The sequence below is a fragment of the Streptomyces prunicolor NBRC 13075 genome, from assembly GCF_000367365.1.
Taxonomy (GTDB): domain Bacteria; phylum Actinomycetota; class Actinomycetes; order Streptomycetales; family Streptomycetaceae; genus Streptomyces; species Streptomyces prunicolor.
In genome coordinates, this window is record NZ_BARF01000008.1 from 113,616 (window position 1) to 137,257 (window position 23,642).

The 23,642-nt window shown below is 69.0% G+C and carries 20 protein-coding genes; 13 read left to right on the plus strand and 7 right to left on the minus strand.

Annotated features, from left to right (window positions below; all coding sequences use genetic code 11):
- The first annotated feature begins 56 nt into the window (after nucleotides 1-56).
- Nucleotides 57-716, plus strand: a complete 660-nt coding sequence (leuE, locus tag SPR02S_RS04495) for a leucine efflux protein LeuE (protein WP_019055733.1) — start codon at nucleotides 57-59, stop codon at nucleotides 714-716.
- Here leuE and SPR02S_RS04500 read toward each other — a convergent pair.
- Complete coding sequence (locus SPR02S_RS04500) at nucleotides 713-2,155, minus strand: FAD-dependent oxidoreductase (protein ID WP_019055734.1); 1,443 nt, start codon at nucleotides 2,153-2,155, stop codon at nucleotides 713-715. The genes leuE and SPR02S_RS04500 overlap by 4 nt on opposite strands.
- Nucleotides 2,156-2,227: 72 nt before the next feature.
- Here SPR02S_RS04500 and SPR02S_RS04505 point away from each other — a divergent pair, with 72 nt between their 5' ends.
- Nucleotides 2,228-2,878 (plus strand): TetR/AcrR family transcriptional regulator C-terminal domain-containing protein, encoded by a 651-nt coding sequence (locus SPR02S_RS04505; RefSeq protein ID WP_019055735.1) that lies wholly within the window; start codon nucleotides 2,228-2,230, stop codon nucleotides 2,876-2,878.
- On the opposite strand, the gene SPR02S_RS04510 is transcribed toward SPR02S_RS04505, so the two are convergent.
- From SPR02S_RS04510 to SPR02S_RS04525, 4 genes are all read right to left on the minus strand, one after another.
- The gene (locus SPR02S_RS04510; protein WP_019055736.1) at nucleotides 2,865-3,773 is read right to left on the minus strand and encodes a class I SAM-dependent methyltransferase; all 909 of its coding nucleotides are present in this window, start codon (nucleotides 3,771-3,773) and stop codon (nucleotides 2,865-2,867) included. The two genes, SPR02S_RS04505 and SPR02S_RS04510, sit on opposite strands and share 14 nt — an antisense overlap.
- A 146-nt stretch (nucleotides 3,774-3,919) precedes the next feature.
- On the minus strand, nucleotides 3,920-5,095 hold the full coding sequence (locus SPR02S_RS04515) for an acyltransferase family protein (protein WP_019055737.1): 1,176 nt from the start codon (nucleotides 5,093-5,095) through the stop codon (nucleotides 3,920-3,922).
- Nucleotides 5,096-5,324: 229 nt separating this feature from the next.
- Nucleotides 5,325-6,662 carry an alpha-2,8-polysialyltransferase family protein gene (locus tag SPR02S_RS04520; RefSeq protein ID WP_019055738.1) on the minus strand — a complete coding sequence of 446 codons (1,338 nt, stop codon included), beginning with the start codon at nucleotides 6,660-6,662 and terminating at the stop codon, nucleotides 5,325-5,327.
- Nucleotides 6,659-7,636 carry a glycosyltransferase family 2 protein gene (locus SPR02S_RS04525; protein WP_019055739.1) on the minus strand — a complete coding sequence of 326 codons (978 nt, stop codon included), beginning with the start codon at nucleotides 7,634-7,636 and terminating at the stop codon, nucleotides 6,659-6,661. Before SPR02S_RS04525 ends, SPR02S_RS04520 begins: the two co-directional genes overlap by 4 nt.
- A 198-nt stretch (nucleotides 7,637-7,834) precedes the next feature.
- On the opposite strand from SPR02S_RS04525, the gene SPR02S_RS04530 reads away from it, so the two are divergent.
- From SPR02S_RS04530 to SPR02S_RS04560, 7 genes are all read left to right on the plus strand, one after another.
- Nucleotides 7,835-9,163, plus strand: a complete 1,329-nt coding sequence (locus SPR02S_RS04530) for a DUF6716 putative glycosyltransferase (RefSeq protein WP_020684156.1) — start codon at nucleotides 7,835-7,837, stop codon at nucleotides 9,161-9,163.
- A gap of 77 nt (nucleotides 9,164-9,240) precedes the next feature.
- Nucleotides 9,241-10,542: an N-acylneuraminate cytidylyltransferase gene (locus tag SPR02S_RS04535; protein WP_026150211.1), complete on the plus strand. Its 1,302-nt coding sequence runs from the start codon at nucleotides 9,241-9,243 to the stop codon at nucleotides 10,540-10,542.
- A 14-nt stretch (nucleotides 10,543-10,556) separates the two neighbouring features.
- Nucleotides 10,557-11,495 (plus strand): N-acetylneuraminate synthase family protein, encoded by a 939-nt coding sequence (locus SPR02S_RS04540; protein WP_019055742.1) that lies wholly within the window; start codon nucleotides 10,557-10,559, stop codon nucleotides 11,493-11,495.
- A 64-nt stretch (nucleotides 11,496-11,559) separates the two neighbouring features.
- Complete coding sequence (locus SPR02S_RS04545; protein ID WP_019055743.1) at nucleotides 11,560-12,648, plus strand: hypothetical protein; 1,089 nt, start codon at nucleotides 11,560-11,562, stop codon at nucleotides 12,646-12,648.
- A gap of 41 nt (nucleotides 12,649-12,689) precedes the next feature.
- Nucleotides 12,690-14,768, plus strand: coding sequence for a tetratricopeptide repeat protein (locus SPR02S_RS55120; protein WP_078622812.1), 2,079 nt, complete (start codon nucleotides 12,690-12,692; stop codon nucleotides 14,766-14,768).
- Between the two features lie 241 nt (nucleotides 14,769-15,009).
- The gene (locus SPR02S_RS04555) at nucleotides 15,010-15,702 is read left to right on the plus strand and encodes a hypothetical protein (protein WP_019055746.1); all 693 of its coding nucleotides are present in this window, start codon (nucleotides 15,010-15,012) and stop codon (nucleotides 15,700-15,702) included.
- A gap of 81 nt (nucleotides 15,703-15,783) precedes the next feature.
- Nucleotides 15,784-16,614 (plus strand): hypothetical protein, encoded by an 831-nt coding sequence (locus SPR02S_RS04560; RefSeq protein ID WP_019055747.1) that lies wholly within the window; start codon nucleotides 15,784-15,786, stop codon nucleotides 16,612-16,614.
- On the opposite strand, the gene SPR02S_RS04565 is transcribed toward SPR02S_RS04560, so the two are convergent.
- Entirely contained in the window at nucleotides 16,590-17,273 is a 684-nt protein-coding gene (locus SPR02S_RS04565) for a class I SAM-dependent methyltransferase (RefSeq protein WP_019055748.1), read from the minus strand. The genes SPR02S_RS04560 and SPR02S_RS04565 overlap by 25 nt on opposite strands.
- Before the next feature lie 29 nt (nucleotides 17,274-17,302).
- The gene (locus tag SPR02S_RS04570) at nucleotides 17,303-17,587 is read right to left on the minus strand and encodes a hypothetical protein (protein ID WP_245607492.1); all 285 of its coding nucleotides are present in this window, start codon (nucleotides 17,585-17,587) and stop codon (nucleotides 17,303-17,305) included.
- Nucleotides 17,588-17,990: 403 nt separating this feature from the next.
- On the opposite strand from SPR02S_RS04570, the gene SPR02S_RS04575 reads away from it, so the two are divergent.
- The 4 genes from SPR02S_RS04575 to SPR02S_RS04590 all read left to right on the plus strand — a co-directional run bounded on the left by SPR02S_RS04575 (nucleotide 17,991) and on the right by SPR02S_RS04590 (nucleotide 23,388).
- Complete coding sequence (locus SPR02S_RS04575) at nucleotides 17,991-19,223, plus strand: RNA-guided endonuclease InsQ/TnpB family protein (RefSeq protein ID WP_043258075.1); 1,233 nt, start codon at nucleotides 17,991-17,993, stop codon at nucleotides 19,221-19,223.
- Nucleotides 19,224-19,539: 316 nt separating this feature from the next.
- Nucleotides 19,540-20,769, plus strand: coding sequence for a M20 family metallopeptidase (locus SPR02S_RS04580; protein WP_026150213.1), 1,230 nt, complete (start codon nucleotides 19,540-19,542; stop codon nucleotides 20,767-20,769).
- A gap of 288 nt (nucleotides 20,770-21,057) precedes the next feature.
- Complete coding sequence (locus SPR02S_RS04585) at nucleotides 21,058-22,098, plus strand: BMP family lipoprotein (RefSeq protein WP_019055752.1); 1,041 nt, start codon at nucleotides 21,058-21,060, stop codon at nucleotides 22,096-22,098.
- A 228-nt stretch (nucleotides 22,099-22,326) separates the two neighbouring features.
- Nucleotides 22,327-23,388, plus strand: a complete 1,062-nt coding sequence (locus tag SPR02S_RS04590; RefSeq protein ID WP_019055753.1) for a BMP family lipoprotein — start codon at nucleotides 22,327-22,329, stop codon at nucleotides 23,386-23,388.
- Nucleotides 23,389-23,642: the final 254 nt, after the last annotated feature.

The window sequence follows — 23,642 nt, forward strand, 5'->3', positions numbered from 1 at the left end:
CGTACCCCCGGATAACAGGCCGCGAACGGCGTCCCGCGCATGCGACACTCGTTCTCATGCTCGGTGTCATAGACCTCCCCACCTACCTCGCCGGCCTGGTCCTGATCGTCCTGCTGCCCGGCCCCAACTCGCTGTACGTCCTCTCGGTCGCCGCCCGGCGCGGCACCCGGGCCGGGTACACGGCCGCCGCCGGTGTCTGGTGCGGGGACACCGTGCTGATGACGCTCTCCGCGGCCGGGGTCGCCTCGCTGTTGGAGGCCAACGCCGTGCTGTTCGGGATCGTGAAGTACGCGGGGGCCGGGTATCTGACCTGGCTGGCGTTCGGGATGCTGCGGGCCGCGTGGGCGATGTGGCGCAGCCGCAAGGAGCGGGCGGCGGCCATGGAGGCGGCGCCCGCCGAGGAGGCGGCCGAGGAGCGGCCCTACCGCCGTGCCTTCGTCGTGAGTCTCTTCAACCCGAAGGCGATCCTGTTTTTCGTCGCCTTCTTCGTGCAGTTCGTCGACCCGGGGTACGCCTACCCCGCGCTGTCGTTCGTCGTGCTCGGCGCCTTCGCGCAGCTGGCGAGCTTCCTGTACCTCAGTGCGCTGATCTTCAGCGGGACCCGGCTGGCGACGGCCTTCCGCCGTCGCAGGCGGCTCGCGGCGGGGGCCACCTCGGCGGCGGGGGCGCTGTTCCTGGGCTTCGCGGTGAAGCTGTCACTGGCGAGTTCGGTCTAACTGCCGGTCGGGCGGCCGAGGTTGAAGCGTTCCGTGTACTTGGCCAGGCCGCTCTCCGTATCGCCCGCCCAGCCGAGGTAGCCGTCGGGGCGGACCAGGAAGAGGCCCGTTCCGTACGGCTCGGTCGGCGGGCCTGCTACGACGCGTACGGCGTCGCTGTCGCCGCCCGCCGGTGCCGCCGTGCCCAGCGCGAGCAGGGTCCAGTGCGGGCCCCGGAAGGCGTCCAGGAGGCGTACGCCCGCGATGGTGCGGTTCGGGGCGCGGTCGCCGGCGCGTAGCCCGTCCGAGGCCGCCCGGGTCTCCTCCGTGAGGCTCGACTCCCGGTAGCCGATGCCCAGTTGGCGGGTCGCCTCGCCGCGGCGGGCCTCGCCCCGGTGCACCTTGGTGGACAGGCCGAGCATCTCGGCCGCGTTCGGGCGCCGCTCCTCCTCGTAGGTGTCGAGCAGGCTCGCGGGGGCCTCGCCGCGCAGCACCGCGCCCAGTTTCCAGCCCAGGTTGTAGGCGTCCTGGACGCTGGTGTTGAGGCCCTGGCCGCCGGCCGGCGAGTGGACGTGCGCCGCGTCCCCGGCGAGGAAGACCCGACCCTGCTGGAAACGGTCCGCGAGGGCGGCCCGGGGGCGGAAGTCCGAGGCCCAGCGGACCTCGGTCACGTCCTCGGGGGCGAGGTGCGAACGCGCGGCGACGAGCTTGCGCACGCCGTCGAGGGAGAGGTCGGGCGCGCTGTCGTCCAGGAGCTGGGCGACCACCTGGAAGTCCTCGGTCCCGGCCAGCGGGCAGATCGCGAGGAAACCCTCGTCACCGCGCGGCGGGAAGATGTGCCAGTTGTCGCGGTCCAGGCCGGTGATACGGGTGTCGGCCACCAGGATCGGATTCGGGTCGACGGTCTCGCCGGTCATGCCGATGCCCAGCGCCCGCCGGATCACCGAGCGACCGCCGTCCGCGGCCACCGCGTACCGGGCGCGGACGGGGGCGCCGGACGCGAACTCGACCGTCACACCGTCCGCGTCCTGGGCGATCCCGGTGACCTCGCCGCCGAAGGACACCCGGCCGCCCAGCTCGTCGAGCCGGGACCGCAGGATCTCCTGGGTGCGCCACTGCGGCACCATCCACGGGGCGCCGTACGGAGAGTCCTCGTTCGTCTCGGCCGGGTCGAACATGTTCTGCTCGGCGACCCGCTCGCCGTTCTGCCAGACCATCCCGACCGGGTAGTCGCCGCCCGCGGCGAGGATCGCGTCCAGGACCCCGAGGTCGTCGAAGACCTCCATCGTGCGGGGCTGGAGGCCCTTGCCGCGTGAGCCGGGGGACAGCCCCTCACCGCGCTCCACGACCAGCGCGTCCACCCCGCGCCGGGCCAGGTCGACACCGAGGGCGAGTCCGGTGGGGCCGGCGCCGACGATCAGTACGTCCACGTGCTCGGCCAGGGATGCGTGCTCGGTCATGATCCAGTCTCCTTAACGATGTTAAGTCCCGATGGGCATCAGGGTGCCCTTAACGCTGTTAAGGTGTCAAGCGTGAGTACGGAACGACGCACCCCCCTCGACCGCAAGCGCGTCGCGGACACGGCCCTGCGCCTGCTGAACGAGGTCGGTCTCGACGGGCTGTCCCTGCGCGCGATCGCCAAGGAGCTGGACGTCAAGGCGCCCGCGCTGTACTGGCACTTCAAGGACAAGCAGGCGCTGCTCGACGAGATGGCCACGGAGATGTACCGGCGGATGGTCGCCGACTCCCCGGTCACCCCCGAGGACACCTGGAAGGAGCGGCTGCTGAAATCCAATCGCGGACTGCGCGACGCGCTGCTCGGCTACCGCGACGGCGCCAAGGTCTTCAGCGGCTCACGCTTCACCGGCACCCTGCACGCCGTGGAGATGGAACGCACGCTGCGCCTGTTCACGAAGGCCGGCTTCACCCTCGCCCAGGCGGTCCGCGCGACCTCGACGTCGTACCTCTACACGATCGGTTTCGTCAGCGAGGAACAGGGCGTCCAGCCGCTGCCGGACGAGCGCCGGGCGGGCTACGACGTGGACGAACGCGCCCGCCTGATGGCCGACTTCCCGTTGTCGGCCGCGGCGGGCGCGGAGATCTTCGAGGACTACGGCCGGCACTTCGAGGAAGGGCTCGACCTGATCGTCGCCGGTGTCGAGGCGCGGTTCAGGACCGGCTGAGGCCGTTGCGGATCGCGCGCGTGAGGATCGGCGGCAGCACGTCGGCCGCGAGGCGGCGGGCGCGGGTCGTGCCGCGGCGGCGGAGCGGGGCCGCGGCCGTCGCCTGTCCGGGTGCGACCTCTTCCGTACGGTGCGCGAACCGGGACGGCGGGAAGGGCGGGGCCTGCATGCCCTTCTTGGACTTGAGGCGGACGATGCGGTGTCCGGCGGCCTGCTGGATGCTGAGGTCGCAGTCCTCGCGCCCACGCACCATCGCCAGCAGCTCGTCCTGCACGGGACCGGGGTCCTCCCAGGTGCCGTAGAGCTTCTGGGTGCTCAGGCAGATCGGGCGCAGGCCCCTGGAGAGCACCGCCTCCCATACGGCCACGGAGACACCGGGCGTGTGTTCCGAGCGGAAGTCGTCCAGGACCACGATCCCGCCGGGCAGCAGGGCGTCGCGGGCCGCGCCGATGTCGTCGCGGACGTGCTCGTACAGGTGCGAGGCGTCGATGTGCACGAAACGACAGCTGTCCCGGGCGACTTCGGTCGGGACGATGCTGCTGGGGCCCTTCAGGACGCGGGGGAGCGTCTCGTGGAAGGCGAGGTAGTTCTCCTCGAAGGTGCGCTGAGTGAGGGAGGCGTACGACTTCGTCGACTCCGCCTGGTTGGCGTCGTCCAGCGCGTCGCCCTCGAAGAGGTCGCACACCGTGAACTTCTCGCCCTCGCGGCCGTGCCGGCCGAGGCAGATCGCGCTCTTGCCCATGTACACCCCGACTTCCAGCAGATCACCCCGCGTTCCGGTCGACTCCTGCCGGTCCAGGAACCATTCGAAAAGCACCTGGTCGAGAACAGGGAACCAGCCGGGAACGTCGTCGAGTCGGTGGGGCGGTCGTATCGTGCCTGGTGCGAGGGTCATTGCGCGGAGCACTCCCTGATACGGACGGGCTCGCCTGCTCGAACCCGTGCGGGACTCCCCAGCATCTGCCCGACCACGCCCGGACAAACGGGCCGCGAGGTGAACGAAAAACCAATTCCTGTGCGTCACCTGTGCCGTGGCGCTCGTCAGTTGCGCGGTGTCGACAGCAGCGCGCGCAGGCGCGGCGTCAGCCGTTCCTCCACGACGCGGTTCAGCACCCAGGCCAGGACGAGCATCGTGACGACCGTGAGGACGATGGTCGCGTACGACGGGATGCCCAGGGTCCGGTGGTAGGCCTTGATGACGACCCAGCCCAGGTGCTCGTGGACGAGGTAGAAGGGGTACGTCAGCGCGCCCGCGACCGTCAGCCAGTGCCAGTTCGCCCAGCGCATCCAGCCCAGCGCGATCGCGGCGACGGCGACGTAGCCGAAGGTGACGACCAGGATGATGCCCCAGGCGGAGCGGTTGGAGAACGCCGTGTCGTTCGGGGCGTGCCACAGCCTGGCCACCGCGTAGTGCTGGCCGATCAGCCAGCTGACGGCGACGATGCCCCACGCGTAGGCGTCCTTGCGGTCGCGGTGCACGAGGTAGAGGCCGACACCGCCGATGAAGTACGGGGCGTACTCCGGCATCAGGATGATGTCCAGCAGCGGCGACTTGGCGCCCTGGGTGATCGCCGCGGCGAGCGTCCAGCCGGCGCAGAACATGATCACGCGGCGCCGGTTCGCGCCGGGCAGCACCACGCACAGGGCGAACAGGGCGTAAAAGCGGATCTCCGCCCACAGCGTCCAGCACACGCCCAGCACCCGGTCGACGCCCAACGGCATCTGCAGCATGGTCAGGTTGACCAGCACATCGCTCGGCGCCGCCGCCTTGTACGCCACCACCGGCAGCGCGAAGACGCCGGTGATGATGAGGATCGCCGCCCAGTACGCGGGCAGCAGCCGGGAGGCACGGGAGGCGAAGAAGGAGCGCAGCGGGCGGCCCCAGCCGCTCATGCAGATGACGAACCCGCTGATCACGAAGAACACCTGCACGCCCAGGCAGCCGTACGAGAACAGCGAGTGCAGGGTGGGGAACTGGTGCCTCGGCGAGGTGCCCCAGGCCTGCACGACCTCGCCGTCACGGCCGCCGTAGTGGTACGCCGCCACCATCAGCGCGGCGACCAGGCGCAGCCCGTCCAGGGCACGCAGCCGGCTCTCCCGGCGCTTCGGCGGCCGCGGCGGTTCGGCCGGGGGAGCCGCGTCGGCGGTCGGCGGCAGGACGGCGCGGACCACGGTGCCCGTCGGGTGCTCCCGGGTGTCCGCGGGCGTGTCGATCACAGGTTTCCCCTCGATGGGACTGGGCTGGGTCACAGCACACTAGTCCGACATCCGGGCGGGTTTACGCCCCGGACGCGACCCTTCGCCACCCCGTCCCTGGGCGTTCACCCAGGCTTCGTTTTGGCGTACACAACCTCATGGGGTCACGGCTACGGCCCCCGTGTAGGGAGCCCCGAAAACAGCGCGGGCCGACTCCTCAGGGGAGCCGACCCGCGCTGTTCTCCGTGTGTCAGCGGCTCACGGTCCGCTTCAGCAGGCGTGCCCGCCGGGCGACCCGGCGCACGGTCGCGTTGCGCGGGATGAACGCGAGCTGGGCCGGTACCGCGCCGGGCAGCGCCAGCGAGGTGAGGCGCTTGCGCTTGAAGTAGCGCCAGCTGTGCGAGTCCAGGCGCCGGGTCAGATAGCCCTCGGCGGCCGGGCGCAGCTGCGGGTAGATCTTCGGCTGCATCGCGTAGCCGACGGCCCGGACGAGCTCGTTCAGCGTCGCCACGTCCATGCCCGGCCGCTGCTCGGCGACCGCCGTACGGTCCGTGAGTTCGGGCAGCAGCGCGTCGACGACCGTCACCGGCACCCGGTTGCTGTTCTCGTACGGCGTCAGCCGGTCCAGCAGCGTGGCCGTGCCGACCCGGGCCACCTGGAGGCCGTACAGCGCGCTGGCGGTGAGCAGGGCCGTGGAGAAGCAGCCGACGACCAGGACGGGCCGCAGCCGCTGGTAGAGGACCTCGGCGAGGACCGGGGTGTCCAGGACCGAGAGGTCGGCGCCGAGCTTCTCCGCCTCCTGCTCCAGCGCGCGCGACCAGCGGGCCGGGGCCGAGGGGTGCGGCTTGAACACCACGCGGGTGTGGCCGAGTTGGACCACGCCCTTGAGCATCCGGACGTGCAGCTCCTCTTCCTCCTCCGCGGTGAGGATGTCGAGCGCGGAGAGGTACTGGCCGAGCAGCAGGGCGGGTTCGTCGGGGAGTGCGGGCAACTCCTCGGCGGTGTCGCCGAGTTCGGAGAGCACCTTGACGAAGGCGTCGGTCGGGACGATCTCCGGCTCGACGCCGAACTCGGTGAGGAGCAGCGGGGTGAGGCCCGGGACCAGGTCCAGGTGGAGCAGGCGGTCCACCCGGGTGCCGACCAGCGGGTCGATCTTGTTGCGGGTCGGGCCGTAGCTCATCAGGCCGTCGGCGTAGACGGTGACGGGGGCGCCGGTGAAGATCTGGCTGACGCCGAGCGCCGGGTTGACCTGGATCGACTCGACGGCCAGTTCCACGGGGTCGTCACCGAGGTTCCACAGGAGCCGCAGATGCCGCTCCCACATCGGGACGTCGTCCAGGCGCGGGGACCAACCGCCGGGGTGGAAGGGGGAGATGGTCTCGTTCCACGACAGCACGTCGTCGAAGCGTTCCCGCAGCCGGTCGAAGCCGGGTGCCTCGTCGAGGCCGGGTGTGGTCTCCGGGGTCGCCGCGTTGTTGCAGACCAGGAGGATGCGCCGGTCCGCCGGGCGGAAGCAGTCGGAGTCGAGGGCGGCGGCGAGCGTGGCGGTGCCGTACAGCGTCGACGCCAGGAAGATCTGAGTGGTCACGCGGCGGCCCCCGCGGCGGCGGGACGGCGGCGCAGTCGGCGCAGCCTCGTCGCGCGCTGGATGTCCATGGAGTCGAGCGCCTCGTCCACCACGTCCTGCGGCATGCGCCGCAGCGCGACGGCGCTCATCGACTTCAGTTTTCTCGCCACCGCCGGCTCGAACCTTTCGATGGATCCCAGATGATGGGAAATGATTGCGCAATAGGTGCGAACTGCTTTGGGAAGCAGTTTGTCCGCGTCCCGGTCCTGCGCCGTCTCCTCGATCACCTGGTCGAACGCGCGAATGAAATCGAGTTGGCGGACATCCCCGATCTGGGTCAGGGAAGAGGCGACTCCGCGTCGGTAGAAGACACCGAGCAGGCTCACCGCGGCGAACGATTCCGCCTCCCGGTGCAGTTTCCAGATCCACGGCCGGTCCTCGGCCGTGCGCAGCCCGTCGGTGAAGTGCAGCAGGCCGCGGTCGACCAGCCGGCGGTGGTAGATCCCCGCCCAGGCGTACGCGTAGTCGACGGAGGTGGACCGGTCGGCGGGCAGGATCGCCTCGCGCGGATCCATCACCACCCCGCGCCTGCCGTGCGGCACGCGGTTGATGGTGCGGGCCCGCGCGGTGCACTGGACATGGTCCGTGCGCACGAAGTCGCAGCCCAACTCCTCGATGGCGTCCACCAGTTGGGAGAAATACCCGGGAGCGAGCCAGTCGTCCCCGTCGAGGAACGTCAGATACTCCCCGCGGGCCTTGTCGATCCCGGTGTTGCGCGCGGTCGCCAGACCTCCGTTCTTCTCGTGTCGGACATGCACCGCTCCTGGCAGCTCGCGCTCCGCGCGCGCGAGAATGTCCGGTGTCCCGTCGCGCGAGCAGTCGTCGACGAGAATGAATTCGAAGTCCGCGCGCGCGTTCGCCCGCAGGCTCTTGAGCGTGTCGGGCGCATATTGCTGCACGTTGTAGAACGGCACGATGACGGAGAGCTTGACCACGCAGACGACGTTAGGTGGCGGCCCGTCATCCGTCTTTACCTTCACCTTGATATTGGATGAACGGCGCGTGGCGAACCTATGAAGCGGGTTGGATTTCGCGCCCGGGGCGCCCTGATTCGCCATTCAGCGGTGTGCTGTTAACCGTCTGTTGCCTTCGGGTTGGGCCGAACAACGGAATCGCTTCCTAGCGTCTTCGGTGTGCCAGCAAGTGCAACGCAGACCCTGCGAGTCGCCGTCCTCGCGGATTCCGACACCCGGTGGAAATGGGGTTCGCTCACCGCGAACCGCATCGCTCCGCCGAATTCGGACATCTCTTTGGACGGGTACCTCCTGCGGGGTCGTGCCACCCCAACAGCCCGCCAGCTGAAGGAAGTCGGCGTCACCGCGGACTCCCTCCGCGAGGTGACCGCCGTCGAGTTCCTGCGTGCCATGGAGCGAGGCGACGAAGACCAGTACGACCTCCTCGTCCTCTCCCTCGTCGGCGGCGGGGTCCAGGCGATGCTGCACGGTCTGGCCCGCGCCTGGGACGGACGCGCCAAGCGCCCTGTGGTCGTCACCGGTTACGTCGGAGTCGTCTACGAGAAGCTCACCGACGGCCTGCTGCTGCGCCACGGCGCGGACCTCGTCCTCGCCAACTCCCGCCAGGACGCGGACCGTTTCAAGGCGGTCTACGACGGTGTCGGCGCCGACTCCGACGCGGTCACCGAGGTCGCCCTGCCGTTCCTCGGCGGGGACGCCTACACCGGCGAGTGCGGCCGGAACGATTCATACACAGTGGTCTTCGCGGTGCAGCCCTCGGTGCCGGACAACCGCCGGGACCGTAATTACCTGCTCGACCGGGCAGTTCAGCACGCGCGGCTCCACCCGAACCGCGAGGTCCTCCTCAAGCTGCGCTCCAAGCCCGGCGAACACACCACGCACATCGAGGAGTTGCCCTACCAGAAGCTGGTCCAGGGCAAGGACCTGCCCGCCAACTTCCGCCTGGTGTACGGGCACATGGGCGAGGTGCTCGACCGCACCGACCTCCTGGTGACCGTCAGCTCGACGGCCGCCCTGGAGTCCCTGCACCGCCGCATCCCCACCGTCGTGCTGACCGACCTCGGCATCCGCGAGGGGCTCGGCAACCACCACTTCGTCGGCTCCGGGTGCCTCGCCTCCTGGGACCAGCTCGACGCCGGGTACCGGCCGGTGCCGGACGCGGAGTGGGTGGCCCGGCAGGGGGTCGCCGCCGAGGGGTCGTACGAGACGGCCTTCGACGCGGCCCGGGAGCGGATCACCAAGCTGCTGGCCGGGGACGGCATGCCCGCCCTCACGCCCTACTACACGCCCGAGACCGCGCCCGGCTATCTGCCCGGCATCCTCGCCCGCCACCACCTCGGCCCGGACGGCACCCCGCTGCCCGGCGCCCCCGCCGCCGACAAGGAGCCGGGCCCCGTCCGGCAGATCGTGCGCCGGGCCGCGCGCGGCGCCTACCGCCACGGCGTGCAGCGCGTGGCGCCCGTCATCCGCCGGATGGGGGAGCTGTGAACGCCACAGCCGCGCACGCCACAGCCGCGCACGCCAAGACTTCCGCTCAAGGAGCACATCCCATGGGAGTAGAGCCCCTGTCCAACTCGCAAGCAGGCCAAGGCGCTTCGGTGCGTCGGGTGCTCGCGGTGATCCCCGCGCGCGGCGGCTCCAAGGGCGTCCCCGCCAAGAACCTCGCCCCCGTCGGCGGAGTGCCGCTGGTGGCCCGCGCCGTGCGTGAGTGCCGGGCCAGCCGACTGGTCACGGACGTGGTCGTCTCCACCGACGACCAGGCCATCGCCGCCGCCGCCCGCCAGGCCGGCGCCGAGGTCGTGCTGCGCCCCGCCGCCATCGCCGGCGACACCGCGACCTCCGAGGCCGCCGTCCTGCACGCCATGGACGCCCACGAGGCGCTGCACGGCGCGGCTGTCGACGTCGTCCTCCTGGTCCAGTGCACCAGCCCCTTCATCGTCCGCGAGGACGTCGACGGCATCGTGAACGCGATCGTCGCGAACGGCGCCGACACCGCGCACACCGTCGCCCCCTTCCACGGCTTCGTGTGGCGCGACGCGGACGACGAGGCGACCCCGGTCGTCAAGCCCGCCCGCACGGACGAGGTCGGGGGCGCCACGAAGGTCGCCAACCCGCCTGTCACCAGCGGCGGTTACGGCGTCAACCACGACAAGTCGTTCCGCCCGCGCCGCCAGGACCGCCCCCAGGACTTCCTGGAGACCGGCGCGGTGTACGGCATGGACGCGGCCGGCTTCCGCAAGGTCGGCCACCGTTTCTTCGGCCGCACGGAACTCGTCCGGACCGACCCCGCCCGCGTGTTGGAGATCGACGATCCCCACGAGCTGGCCAGGGCAAGGGCGTTGGCGCCGCTCTTCGACGCGGACCGCCCCGGCTCACTCCCGACCGCCGACGACATCGACGCGGTCGTACTCGACTTCGACGGCACCCAGACCGACGACAGGGTGCTGATCGATTCCGACGGACGGGAGTTCGTCTCCGTGCACCGCGGAGACGGCCTCGGCATCGCGGCCCTGCGCAGGACCGGCCTGAAGATGCTGATCCTGTCCTCGGAGCAGAACCCGGTCGTCGCCGCCCGGGCCCGGAAGCTCCAACTCCCGGTCCTGCACGGCATCGACCGGAAGGACCTCGCACTCAAGCAGTGGTGCGAGGAGCAGGGCATCGCGCCGGAGCGCGTGCTCTACGTCGGCAACGACGTCAACGACCTCCCGTGCTTCGCCCTCGTGGGCTGGCCCGTGGCGGTCGCGAGCGCCCACGACGTCGTACGCGGCGCCGCACGCGCGGTCACCACCGTGCCCGGTGGCGACGGCGCTGTCCGAGAGATCGCCAGCTGGATCCTCGGCCCCTCTCTCGATTCCCTCACCAAGTAAGGAAACCCGCTGTCATGAGCAACAACTCCCGTCTGCGCCAGTTCGGTTCGAAGACCGCAGGCCCCGGCCACCCCGTCTACGTCGTCGGCGAGATCGGCATCAACCACAACGGTGAGCTGGAGAACGCCTTCAAGCTGATCGACGCCGCCGCCGAAGCCGGCTGCGACGCCGTCAAGTTCCAGAAGCGCACCCCGGAGATCTGCACCCCGCGCGACCAGTGGGACATCGAGCGCGACACCCCCTGGGGCCGCATGACCTACATCGACTACCGCCACCGCGTGGAGTTCGGTGAGGACGAGTACCGCCAGATCGACGACTACGCCAAGTCGAAGAACATCGACTGGTTCGCCTCCCCGTGGGACACCGAGGCCGTCGCCTTCCTGGAGAAGTTCGACGTCCCGGCCCACAAGGTCGCCTCCGCGTCGCTGACCGACGACGAGCTGCTCCGCTCGCTCCGCGCGACCGGCCGCACGGTGATCCTCTCCACCGGCATGTCGACCCCGAAGCAGATCCGCCACGCGGTCGAGGTCCTCGGCTCGGACAACATCCTGATGTGCCACGCCACTTCGACCTACCCGGCGGTGGCCGAGGAGCTCAACCTCCGCGTCATCAACACCCTCCAGGCCGAGTTCCCGAACGTCCCGATCGGCTACTCCGGTCACGAGACGGGCCTCCAGACCACCCTCGCCGCGGTCGCGCTGGGCGCCACCTTCGTCGAGCGTCACATCACCCTCGACCGCGCCATGTGGGGCTCGGACCAGGCCGCCTCCGTCGAGCCGCAGGGCCTGACCCGCCTCGTCCGCGACATCCGCACCATCGAGGCCTCCCTCGGCGACGGCGTCAAGAAGGTCTACGAGTCGGAGCTCGGCCCGATGAAGAAGCTGCGCCGCGTCAACGGCGTGGTCGCCGAGGCCGAGATCGCCGCGGCGGCGGGCGAGCCGGTCGCGGTCTGAGTCTGTCCGAACCATCAAGCGCCAGCGCCAGCGTCACTTACGGTCACGGGACGGTCGTACGACAATGAGCCCCCACGCCGGCACCGCCGGCCTCACCCCCCACACTCTCGCGTTCGTGGAGAGTCCGGTACAGCTTCTGAACGTGCTGGAGTGGGCGCACCTGCGTGCGCCCAGGGCCGAGGAGGCACCCGGCGGGGGGCTCACCCTCGTGGTCCTGTCACCGACCGACCCGATGACCCGCGGCCAGCTGCGCCGCATGGCCGACCTCGCCCGCGACGAGGGCCACACCGTGCGCTGGGAGGAGGCGCGGGGCGGACCCGCGGCCCCCTTCCAGACGATCGGCGGCCTCACCGGGCTGCTGCGCAAGGCGGACCGGATCGTGATGGGCGACCCGTTCTCGCGCTACGTACAACTGCTGCTGACCATCACCAAGGCACGCGAGCTGGTGGTGGTCGACGACGGCACCGCGACGATGGAGTTCGTCGCCCAACTGGCCAGCGGCGAACGCCTGGTCCGCTGGCACCGCAAGGGTGGCCGCCCCGGCCCCCGCGACCTGATCTTCGCCCCGGTGTCCTCGGTGGCCCGCCGCCGCCTGACCCCGAGCACCCGCCGCACGGTGGAGGTCTTCTCGTCGATGCCGATCGAGACGACCCCCGAGGGCGTCACGATCACGGCCAACGCCTTCGCCTGGACCCGCGCCACCTTCGGCCCGCCCCGCATCACCAAGGGCGCGGACATGGTCGGAACGTCCTTGGTGGAAACGGGAGTTGTGGACAACGACCGCTATCTGGAGGCGGTCGCCACCCTCGCCAAGACCCACGGCGCCACCCGCTACTTCGCCCACCGCCGCGAAAGCACGGAGAAACTCCACCGGCTGGCGGTGGACACGGGCCTGGAGATCGTCCGCCCGGACCTCCCCCTGGAACTGATCGCCCGCCGAGGCCCCATCGGCCGCACGATCCTCAGCTTCCCCTCGACCGTCGTGCACACCCTGCCGCTGGCCCTGGTCGGCACGGAGGTCCGCGTCGCGGTGTGCGACATCGACCCCGCGTGGCTGACGGAGAACGCCTCGCCCCGGGCGCAGGGGTTTCTGTCGGGGGTCACGGGGACGGCGCGCGATGTGCATCGGTTGTCGGCGGTGACGGTGGCGTGACGTTCGCCTAGCATGGGGCCAAATCACGGGGGAGTAGCCGTATGACTACGCAACGGGGAGGCGGATCCTTCGACTTCAACGTGTTCAGCGGCGGATCGACCAATGCCTCTGTGGTGGGCAAGACGATCCACCACAGTTCCGTACCGCTGGCTGTCTCCGCCCTTCCTCCGAGTCCTGCCGGATTCACCGGGCGCGCTGTGGATCTGGCCAGGCTGCTTACTTTCCTTGACCCCCATGTGACAACGGATCTGCCGGTTCTCGTTTGCTCGGTGTCCGGCCTTGGGGGCATCGGAAAGACGGCGCTCGCGTTGCAGGCGGCGCATCAGGCGGTGGCAAAGGGATGGTTCCCGGGCGGCGCAATTTTCGTCGACCTGAGAGGCTACGACGAGCCCGTCACTGCTGATCAGGCAGTGGTGGCTCTGCTAAGCGCACTCGGCGTACAGGGCAGGGAACTGCCGCCCGAGCCGTCCAGTCAGTTCGCCCTGTACCGCTCGTTGCTCGCCGAGCGATCTCCGGTGCTACTGATCTTCGACAATGCCTCGGCTCCGCAGCAGATCACGCCTTTGCTGCCCGGACGCGGTCGGCACCGTGTCCTCGTCACCTCGCGCGATCGCTTCGTGGAGTTGGAGGCGAGACTGGTGGACCTCGCGCCGCTCGAACCGAAGGAAGCCGTCGCTCTCCTGACCAAAGCTCTCCACCTGCGGGATCCCGACGACCCCCGTCCTTCCGGAGAACCGGAATCTCTGAGGGAACTCGCCCTGCTCTGCGGTGGTCATCCCCTGGCTCTGTCGATCAGCGCGGCTATGCTCGCAAGGCGTCGAAACCGCACCGTTGCCTTGCTCGTCGAGGAACTGAGTGAGTCTCATGACCGCGTCGACGTCATGGGACTCCGGCAGGTCTTCCGTTCCTTCTACCAGCGTCTCGCTCCCGAACTGGCAAGGGTCCTGCGGCTCTTGGCACTGGCGCCCACTCCGGAGACCGGAACCGCTGCAGCCGCTGCCATGACGGGGTTGCCTGAACGCGAGACGGGTCAGTTCTTGGGAGGGCTCGCGGAAGCCTCCCTCGTAGTCCCGGTGAGAGGTTCGTGGCTCGGTGAGGAACGCTGGCGTTTCCATAACCTGGTACGGGACCACGCAGCTTCTCTGACGTCGCCTGAGGACGAGGAAGGAAAGTCGGCCCGGAGGCGTGTTCTCGCCTTCTACGCGGAGCGGAGCCAGGCCGCGTTCGACTGGCTGGGTGACTGGCCCACCGATAGACACAATGGGTTCGACGGCCGTGAGCACGCCGAGGTCTGGTTGAAGGAGGAGCGGCCGAACCTGGTGGCGGCAGCCGAGTGGGCCGAGGACGAGCAGTACGCCCCGATGTCCCTCGCCATCGCTCTGAACGTGGTGCCGTATCTGACCGAGAACGGCTACCTCGATGATGCGCTCGCGGTGAGCTGTACGGCGCGGCTCGTCGCGCACCGAAGTGGTGCCAAGGCCGCTGAGGCCCGCGCCTGGGGCAATCTCGGGATCGTCCTCTCATCCATGGGGCGTTTGGCGGAGGCTGTCGAGGCGTTCACCCGAGCCAGTGCGCTTGCTCAGACCGTGGGCAACCGACCCAGCGAAGCCGTCAGTTGGGACAACCTAGGGATCGCCCTGCATGAGGCGGGGCGCACGGAAGAGGCGATCGACGCCCACACGCGAGCCCGTGACCTGTATGAGGAGACGGGCGACCGCTTCCGAGAAGCAGGGGTCTGGAACAACCTTGGGATCGCGCTGCGAGACGCGGGCCGGTTGGAGGACGCCACCGATGCCTTCGTTCGTTCCAGGGACTTCATGCAGGAGGTCGGTCACACCGTCGGCGAAGCCGATGTCTGGAACAATCTAGGAATCATTCTGCACCGAACGGGGCGGACTCAGGAAGCCGTCGAAGCGCTCACGAGGGCGATCGAACTGCGCCGGGACTTGGGTGACTCGTACGGAGAGGGCAATGCCCTGCGCAATCTCGCGCTCGCCCTCAGTTCGACCGACGACAGTGCGGCCCGTGGCTGCTGGGGGCAGGCGGCCGACGCATACGAACACGCCAATGCCGTCACCGAGGCCGCACATGCCCGCTTCCAGGCCGAAAGCTCCCGCTGAGATGTCGTCGTCGTACGAGGGCGACCACCTGGATTTCCGGGACGCCCGCATCACGGGCTTCACCGCCAAGGAAGAGCGTTACTATCCGCGCCCGCCTCGTGAAGCCTCCGCGTCGCTTCCCGGAGCCCCCGCTGTGTTTCTCGGCCGTCACGACGAACTAGACCAGCTGATGGGGGTCCTGGACCCAAATACCGATACCTCTGGCATGGGAACGGGCGATCCACACCTGGCTGTCTGTGTTGTGTCAGGACACGATGGCCTTGGAAAGTCGGCACTCGCCCTCTGCGCCGCCCACCAGGCCGTCGCGAACGACTGGTTCCCTGGTGGTGTCTTCTACGTCGACCTGCACCGCCCGGGAATGGACCCTCTCGCGGACGACGAAGCCGTACGCATCCTGCTCAGCTATCTGGGTGTCGGTGACCATGAGGTCTCCGGCCTCGCCACGACGTGGGACGGCCACTACCGCACCTGCCTCGCCCAACGCCCAGGCCCGGCACTCCTCCTGCTCGACAACGCGGTGCAGGCCGAGCAGATCGAGCGGCTGCGTCCTGGTGTGGCCCACCACCGCGTTCTCGTCACCTCCCGGAACGGCCTCACCGATCTGGAGGCTCACGCGATACATCTACAGCCTCTGTCGACGGCGGACTCCCTCAGCCTCCTCGTGACCCTGCTGAGCATGGGCGTGGACGGTGAGAACCGCGCGGTCCAAGAACCGGATGCGATGTCCCTGCTGGTGGATCTCTGCGAAGGAGTCCCCCTGAACATCCGGCGCACCGCGGCCGGACTACGGCAGAGACCTGACGTCACGATCGCCGAGTACGTGAAACTCCTGGTGGAGACCCGTGCGGCCCACGGGGCACGGCTGCGGGCAGAGGAGTCGACGACCCGGATCAGGTGGCTGCAGCGATTCGGCAGACTCTGGTTGCGGAGCTGAGGGCCGTGAGCCGCTCGATGCCGCGCGTGGGACGCGACCATCGTCAGGACGCCGACATCGCGGCAAGCCGAGGAGGACCACGTGGCAGAACCTGAAGCCGCTCCACAACCCGGAGTTGCCCCCACGACCCCGCCCACCGCCGGCACCCTGTTCGCCGCCCTGTACGGCGAACTGACCCCGCACGCGTGGCACGACCCCGAGCACGACGCGTATCAGCTCTTCTACCAGCGGTCCCTCGCGATGGGCTGGCTGGAGGAGCAGACGGCGGGCGGTCCCGGGCTGTGGGCCATGAACGACGCCGGGTGGAGTCATCCGCAGGCCGCGCCCGGCGCGGGACGGGTCTCCTGGTTCCAGGTCGAGGCCGGTGCGGTGATGGCCGAACGGCCGCTCCCCGTCCAGCAGTTCCTCCGCTGCGCCCACGACGTGACGGCGCGGATCGGCACGGTGCGGTTGTCCTCGGTGCAGGTATTGCTGCCGGTGCAGGGGATCGATCCGGCGGCACGGCCGGCCTACGCCGCCGTACCGTCGATGCTGACCGTCGACTGGTTCGGTGAGCGCGACCCGGGGGCCAGGATCTCGGTCGACGTCGACATCAACAGCGGGCGCGATCCGGTGATCCCGGCCGTCGCGCGGCAACTCGCCCAGGATCTGCGGGACTTGGAGCAGGACGTGTTCACGTGCGGGGGTGACGACGTCACCGCGCGGGGCGATGCCCTTCCGCCGCTGTTCCACGACAGCTTCTGGAACGGGCCGCCCCTGCACGGCATGACTCTGCGCGGTGAACTCGCCGAGTGGTCCTGCGACGCGGTCGGCTGGCTGGCCGCGACCGTCGCGGACTGTGCCGCCCGGCTCGGGGTGCGTTCACCGCTGCTGTTCACCGTCCGCGCTCAGGCGGACCCCGTCGGCTTGTGAGCCAGCGCGAAGGCGCGCCCCCACTTCTGCTGCCCCTGCGGCTCGACGAGGGCCTGCGCGTAAAGACTCAGGCCCGCCTCCGTGAGGTACGTGGCGATCTCGGCCGGGGTGCGGAAGTAGTAGTCGAGCGCGATGTCCAGGCCGTAGCGCTCCGTCATGTGGATGTGCTCGCCCTCCGAGGCCTGGAACGCGAGGAGGACGTAGCCGCCCGGCCGTAGGACCCGGTGGAACTCCGCGAAGACGCCGGGCAGGTCGGCGTCCGGGATGTGGATCGTGGAGTAGAGGGCGATCACCCCGCCGAGGGTCTCGGCCGGTACGTCCAGGGACGTCATCGAGCCGACCTCGAACCGGAGTTGGGGATGAGCCTCGCGCGCCAGCGCCACCATGTGCGGGGAGAGGTCGATGCCGAAGACCCGGAGGCCGAGGGCGTTCAGGCGCGCGGTCACATAGCCGGGGCCGCTGCCGATATCGGCCACCTGCGCCTCGCCCGCAGCCGCCGTACGGACGAGCTCGGCGAAGGCGGTCAGTAGGCCCGCCTCGACGGGGCCCTCGCCCAGGCCGTCGGGGTGTTCGGCGCTGTACGCGGGGGCGATCGTGTCGTAGGAGGAGCGGGTGGACTCTATGAAGTCCGCGGCGGGATCCGCGTTGGGGTCGGTCACGTCAGCGGACCCTAGCAAGGGCTCGCGGCTCAGGGATCTTCATCGCGCCAAGTGAAGCCGCCCAGTTCGCCGGGCCCGGAGTCGTCCCGGCTGGACGCCGTGGTTCCCGGGGTGTCCGGCGCCCTCGTGCCCTCCGCCCGGCGGCGGATCAGCCACACCACCGTCCCCAGCATCCATCCCGCCAGGATCATGATGACCAGTACGGCCAGGACCAGTCCCGCCGTGCCGAAGAGGCCGAATTTCGCCAGCATCCAGGGGATCTGGTCCTCGCCGCAGCCGCATGCCTCCATGGGGGCCTTCACAGGTGCCTTCACAGGACGAAGAGTGCCCAGGTCGCAGGCTCTGGCTGCGCTGCGTAGTCGTATCGTCGCGTGGCAGTGATGATTCCGGGACCTGGGCCTCCACCGGGACTTCGTCGACGCTCACCTCGCCGCAGTTGCATGCCCACAGGAGGGTGTCCGTCGAGGTTGGACACCATGTCTCCACCCCAGCGCCCGAGTTGTGCCACGTGTCCGACGTGCTGTGCAGCAGCGACGATTCCGGGGTCGGGCGGGGCGGTGCCTCCGCGCTGGCCTGCCTCCGGCGGGGAACTGCTCCGGCGTGGCGATGATGGCCTCGTCGCAGGGCTGGAGAGGGGTAACAGGAGGTCGCAGGCGTGTATGGATTTTTTCCATGTTCGAATGCGGAAGCTCGTTGCGCGAAGGTACGGTCGCGAGTGTGAAGCTGGTGGTGCAAGTGAAGCTGCTGCCGACGCCCGTGCAGGCGTTGGCACTTGAGGCGACCCTGCGCGCCTGCAACGAGGCGGCGACCTGGGTCAGCCGAGTCGCCTTCGAAAGAGATGTGAAGAGCAACTTCGCGCTGCGCAAACTGGTCTACGGCGAAGCGAAGGCGAGATGGGACCTCGGAGCGCAGGCGGCTCAGCATGTGATCAAGAAGACGTGCGACGCATACGCCACGCTCAAGGCCAACATCAAGGCCGGAAACCTCGGAAAGCCCGGCTCCAAGCGGTACATGCGTGCTGTGGGGAGCCCGATCGCCTTCCGCCCGGAAGGGGCACAGCCGTACGACGACCGGATGCTGTCCTGGCAGATGGCAGAGCGACGAGTGTCGGTCTGGACGGTGAATGGCCGGGTGAAGAACATCGCGCTCACCGGCTCACCGAAGCAGCTGGCGACCCTGACGCTCTACCGCAAGGGCGAGTCGGATCTCGTGTACCGCGACGGTCTGTGGTTCTTGCTGGCCACATGTGAAGTACCTGAGATGCCGTTGAACACCGATCTGGTGGACTTCCTCGGCGTCGACCTGGGTATCGTCAACATCGCCACCACGTCCGACGGCGAGATCATGGCCGGTCGGGACCTCAACCGCATCCGGGGCCGGGAGCGGAAACTCCGTACCAAGCTGCAGAGGAAGAACACCTCGTCCACCAAACGCCGCTTGAAGAAGCGGCGACGCAAGGAGGCGCGGCGGGCGAAGGACATCAACCACAAGATCGCGAAACATGTGGTGGTCGAGGCTGAACGCACCGGTCGCGGTATTGCCCTGGAAGATTTGACGGGTATCCGCGAGCGGGTACGGCTGAGGAAGCCCCAGCGGGCCACCCACTCCAGCTGGTCGTTTGCCCAGCTCGGATCGTTCATTGCATACAAGGCCCGCCGGGTGGGGGTGCCAGTGGTGTACGTCGATCCGGCGTACACCTCGCGCACCTGCGCCGAGTGCGGGCACGTGGACAAGGCGAACCGGGTCTCGCAGGCCTGGTTCGTGTGTCGGTCCTGCGGATTCGTTGATCACGCAGACCGGAACGGCTCCCGCAACATCCGCGCCCGCGCGTGGGAGTTGTGGCGACGCGGGGCCCGGTCAACGGCCCCTGTCCCACTGCCGCGTCAGCGGAGTGGGGCTGGACGCAAACGCAGCACCACATCCAGTGGTGCCCGTTCTGCAAACCCGTAGCTCCAGCGACGAGTAGTTTGACAGGGTGAAGCAACTCCAACCCGATGCAAGGTGGATCTTCGCGAGATAGGCGTTTCCCGGCATGTTCGACCTGCGGTGCCGTTGGGCCTCTTTGGCCAACGTCCAGCGAATCTGGTCCCGCCAGGTGGACAGGGCCGCCCAGAAAGCGCGGGGCGTGGTATGTGTGGGAAAACTGAGTATCTACCCATCTCAACCCCCATGCATGCGTCGAGCGGCCAGATTTTCTTCCCCTGATGGGTTGAACTTTTGTTGATCGAGGGTCAGTTGGCCACCCCGGCGTCCTACCCTTTAGAGGGTGAAGCAATTGACGTCGCCAGAGTCCGAGGTCGAATCCGTCGGGAATGTGCTTTTGGGCACCCTGCCGGAGGACCTGCGTGCCGAACTCGTCGCGTTCCGGCGCGACTTGCACATGCACCCCGAGCTGGGCAACCAGGAGTTCCGGACCACCGCCGCGATCAAGGCCCGGCTGGAACTCGCCGGTCTCGAACCCAGCGTCCTCGCCATCGGCACCGGCCTCGTCTGTGACATCGGCCCCCGCGACCCGGCCGTACCCATGCTCGCGCTGCGCGCCGACATCGACGCCCTGCCCATCCCGGACACGAAGAGTGAGTGCGCGTATCGCTCCACCATGCCCGACCGCGCCCACGCCTGCGGCCACGACATCCACACCACCGTGGTGCTCGGCGCCGGCCTCGTGCTCGCCCGGCTGCACGAGCAGGGTCTGCTGCCGCGTGCCGTACGGCTGCTCTTCCAGCCCGCCGAGGAGGTCCTGCCCGGCGGCGCCACCGACGCCATCGAGTGCGGAGTGCTGGACGGGGTCGGCCGGATCATCGCCGTGCACTGCGACCCCAAGGTGGACAGCGGGCGGATCGGGCTGCGCATCGGCCCCATCACCTCCGCCTGCGACCGGCTGGAGGTCTCCCTGGACGGCCCCGGCGGACACACCGCCCGGCCGCACCTCACCACCGACCTCGTCACCGCCGCCGCCCGCGTCGCCACCGACGTGCCCGCGATCGTCTCCCGCCGGATGGACGCGCGGAGCGGGGTGTCGGTGACCTGGGGCAGGATCGAATCCGGCCACGCGCCCAACGTCATTCCGCAGCACGCCGAGCTCTCCGGCACCGTACGGTGTCTCGATCTCGACGCCTGGCGGCAGGCGCCCGACATCGTGCACGCGGCGATCGACGAGATCGCCGGGCTGTACCGGGCCAAGTCCGCGATCGACTACGTGCGCGGAGTGCCGCCGGTCGTCAACGACGCGCTCGTCACCGAGCTGCTGCGGGACGCCATGACAGCACGGCGCGGACCGCTCTCCGTCGAGGACACCGAGCAGAGCCTGGGCGGCGAGGACTTCTCCTGGTACCTGGAGCACGTGCCCGGCGCCATGGCCCGGCTCGGCGTCCGCACCCCGGGGGAGCGGACCGTGCGGGATCTCCACCAGGGCGACTTCGACGCCGACGAGTCCGCGATCACCGTCGGAGTGGAGCTGTTCACCGCCGCCGCGCTGATCGACGGCGCGATCTGAACGGAACGCCTCGGCTCAGGTGGCCGTAGGGGTGCCCGTTCGGTACCCCTACGTCCCCTTGTGTCACCCGGGTGTAACCACCGGCGCGTGAACGTAACGCGGCGGCGGCACGATCCGGTAACGGCAAGGAGAAACCCCGTTCCCCTCCTCGTCTACGCGCGTTACTGTGCGCGGAAATCGCCACAGAGGCGGCGGCTTGGGGAAGCGGTCCGGTGACGGTGCCGTGGGGACGAAGGAGTGCTTGCTGTGCGTCAGACAACTCGGAGGACGAAGTTCTCCCAAGCTGCGGTGGCCGTCACGGTCATCGCCCTCGCGGCCACCGCCTGCGGTAGCTCCAGCAAGGACGCCGACAAGGCGAGCGACAGTTCCTCGTCCTCGTCCGGCAAGTACACCGGCAAGGGCATCGGCCTCGCCTACGACGTCGGCGGCAAGGGCGACCAGTCCTTCAACGACGCCGCGTACGCCGGTCTCCAGAAGGCCGAGAAGGAGTTCAAGCTCACCGGCCGCGACATCGAGCCGCAGGACAACGAGTCCGACGCGGACAAGGTGCAGCGCCTGGAGAGCCTGGCCACGGCCGGCTACAACCCGGTGATCGGTGTCGGCTTCGCCTACGCGCCGGCCGTCAAGGAGGCCGCGGCGAAGTTCCCGAACATCACCTTCGGCATCATCGACGACGAGCAGGACAAGGCCGCCAACGTGGCCGACCTGGTCTTCCACGAGGAGCAGTCCTCATACCTGGCGGGCGTCGCCGCGGCCAAGGCGACCAAGAAGAACCACATCGGCTTCATCGGCGGCGTGGACGTCCCCCTCATCCACAAGTTTGAGGCCGGCTTCGACCAGGGCGCCAAGTCCGTCAACCCGAGCATCAAGATCGAGTCGCAGTACCTGACGCAGACCGCGGCCCAGGGCGGCTTCTCCAGCCCCGACAAGGGCAAGGACGCGGCGAGCGGCCAGATCGACGCGGGCGCGGACGTCATCTACGCCGCCGCCGGTCTCTCCGGCCAGGGCGTCATCTCCGAGGCCTCCGCCAAGGGCATCTGGGCCATCGGCGTGGACTCCGACCAGTACAATCAGGCCGCGCTGGCCAAGTACAAGGACGCCATCCTCGGCTCGGCGCTCAAGAACGTCGGCGGCGCCGTCTACGACCTGGTGAAGTCGGTCTACGAGGGCAAGCCCAAGACCGGCGTGGTCCGCTACGGCCTCGACAACGACGGCGTCGGCTTCGCCGACTCCAACCCGAAGTACAAGGCCATGACGGCCGCCGTCGCGGCGGTGGACAAGGCGAAGGCGGACATCGTCTCCGGCAAGATCACGGTCAACACGAAGTAGTACGACGCTCCATGACGAGGGTCTTTGACTAGCCCCTCCGGGCATCGTTGCAGCCAGGCGCCCCTTGCCTCCCGCAAGGGACGCCTGGCTGTCCGTACGCTGGCCACCATCTGTGGCCACAGCTCTATAACGGACCGGACAGATGGGGTTTTCCGTCTGGTCTACGCGCGTTACGCTGCGGCGGAACCAGCGCCTGGTTTGGGCGCTTGCACGAAGGAGTCTCGTTCCATGCGCCGGGTGTCCCGAATCGCGGTTGCAGGCGTTGCAACCGCAGCTCTTGCAGTAACCGTCTCCGCCTGCGGCAGCTCGTCCAGCGAGTCCAGCTCCAGCAGCAGCAGTTCCTCCGGCACGTCCAAGGGTATTGGTCTTGCCTACGACGTCGGCGGCAAGGGTGACCAGTCCTTCAACGACGCCGCCTACGCGGGTCTGGTGAAGGCCGAGAAGGATCTTGGCGTCAGCGGCCGCGACGTCGAGCCGCAGGACAACGAGTCCGACGCGGACAAGGTCCAGCGCCTGGAGACCCTCGCCAGGTCCGGCTACAACCCGGTGATCGGTGTCGGCTTCGCCTACGCCCCCGCCGTCAAGGAAGCCGCCGCGAAGTTCCCGAAGATCACCTTCGGCATCATCGACGACAACACCATCACGGCCTCGAACGTGGCCGACATGGTCTTCCACGAGGAGCAGTCCTCGTACCTGGCCGGCGTCACCGCCGCGCTGACCACCAAGTCGAACACCGTCGGCTTCATCGGCGGCGTGGACGTCCCGCTGATCCACAAGTTCGCGGCGGGCTTCGAGCAGGGCGTCAAGGACACCAAGAAGGGCGTCACGGTCAAGACGCAGTACCTGACCCAGACCGCCGCCCAGGGTGGCTTCTCCAGCCCCGACAAGGGCGAGGCCGCGGCCGAAGGTCAGATCGAGGCCGGCGCGGACGTGGTCTACGCGGCCGCCGGTCTCTCCGGCCAGGGCGTCATCAAGTCCGCCGCCGCGCACAAGGTCTGGGCGATCGGCGTCGACTCCGACCAGTACAACCAGGCCGCGCTGGCCAAGTACAAGCCGTACATCCTCACCTCGGCCCTGAAGAACGTCGCGGGCGCGGTCTACGACCTCTCCAAGTCCGTCATCAAGGACAAGAAGCCGCTGAGCGGCGAGATCCGCGGCTCCCTGAGCAACGGCGCGGTCGGCCTGGCCGACTCGAACCCGACCTTCAAGAACAACGCCACGCTCCAGGCCGCCCTCGCGAAGGCCGAGGCGGGCATCAAGGACGGCACGATCAAGGTCAAGACCTCCTGAACCGTTGGTTCTAGGCCAGTCACGACCATGGCCAAAAGAGCGCTGTAATGACAGCGTTACGGCCACGGAACGGGGTGTGGGGAGGATGTCTCTCCGCGCCCCGTTCGCGCGGCAGAATGCTCGGAACGGATCGGATGCCAGACAGAAGACGATCAGGTCCGGGCACTATTTAAAGCAGGGGCGCTACGCGCGTAGAGAGGCCCCTTTCCACGAGGAGAGTTCGCCATCGACGCGTCCAGCAGCCCTCCGCTCAG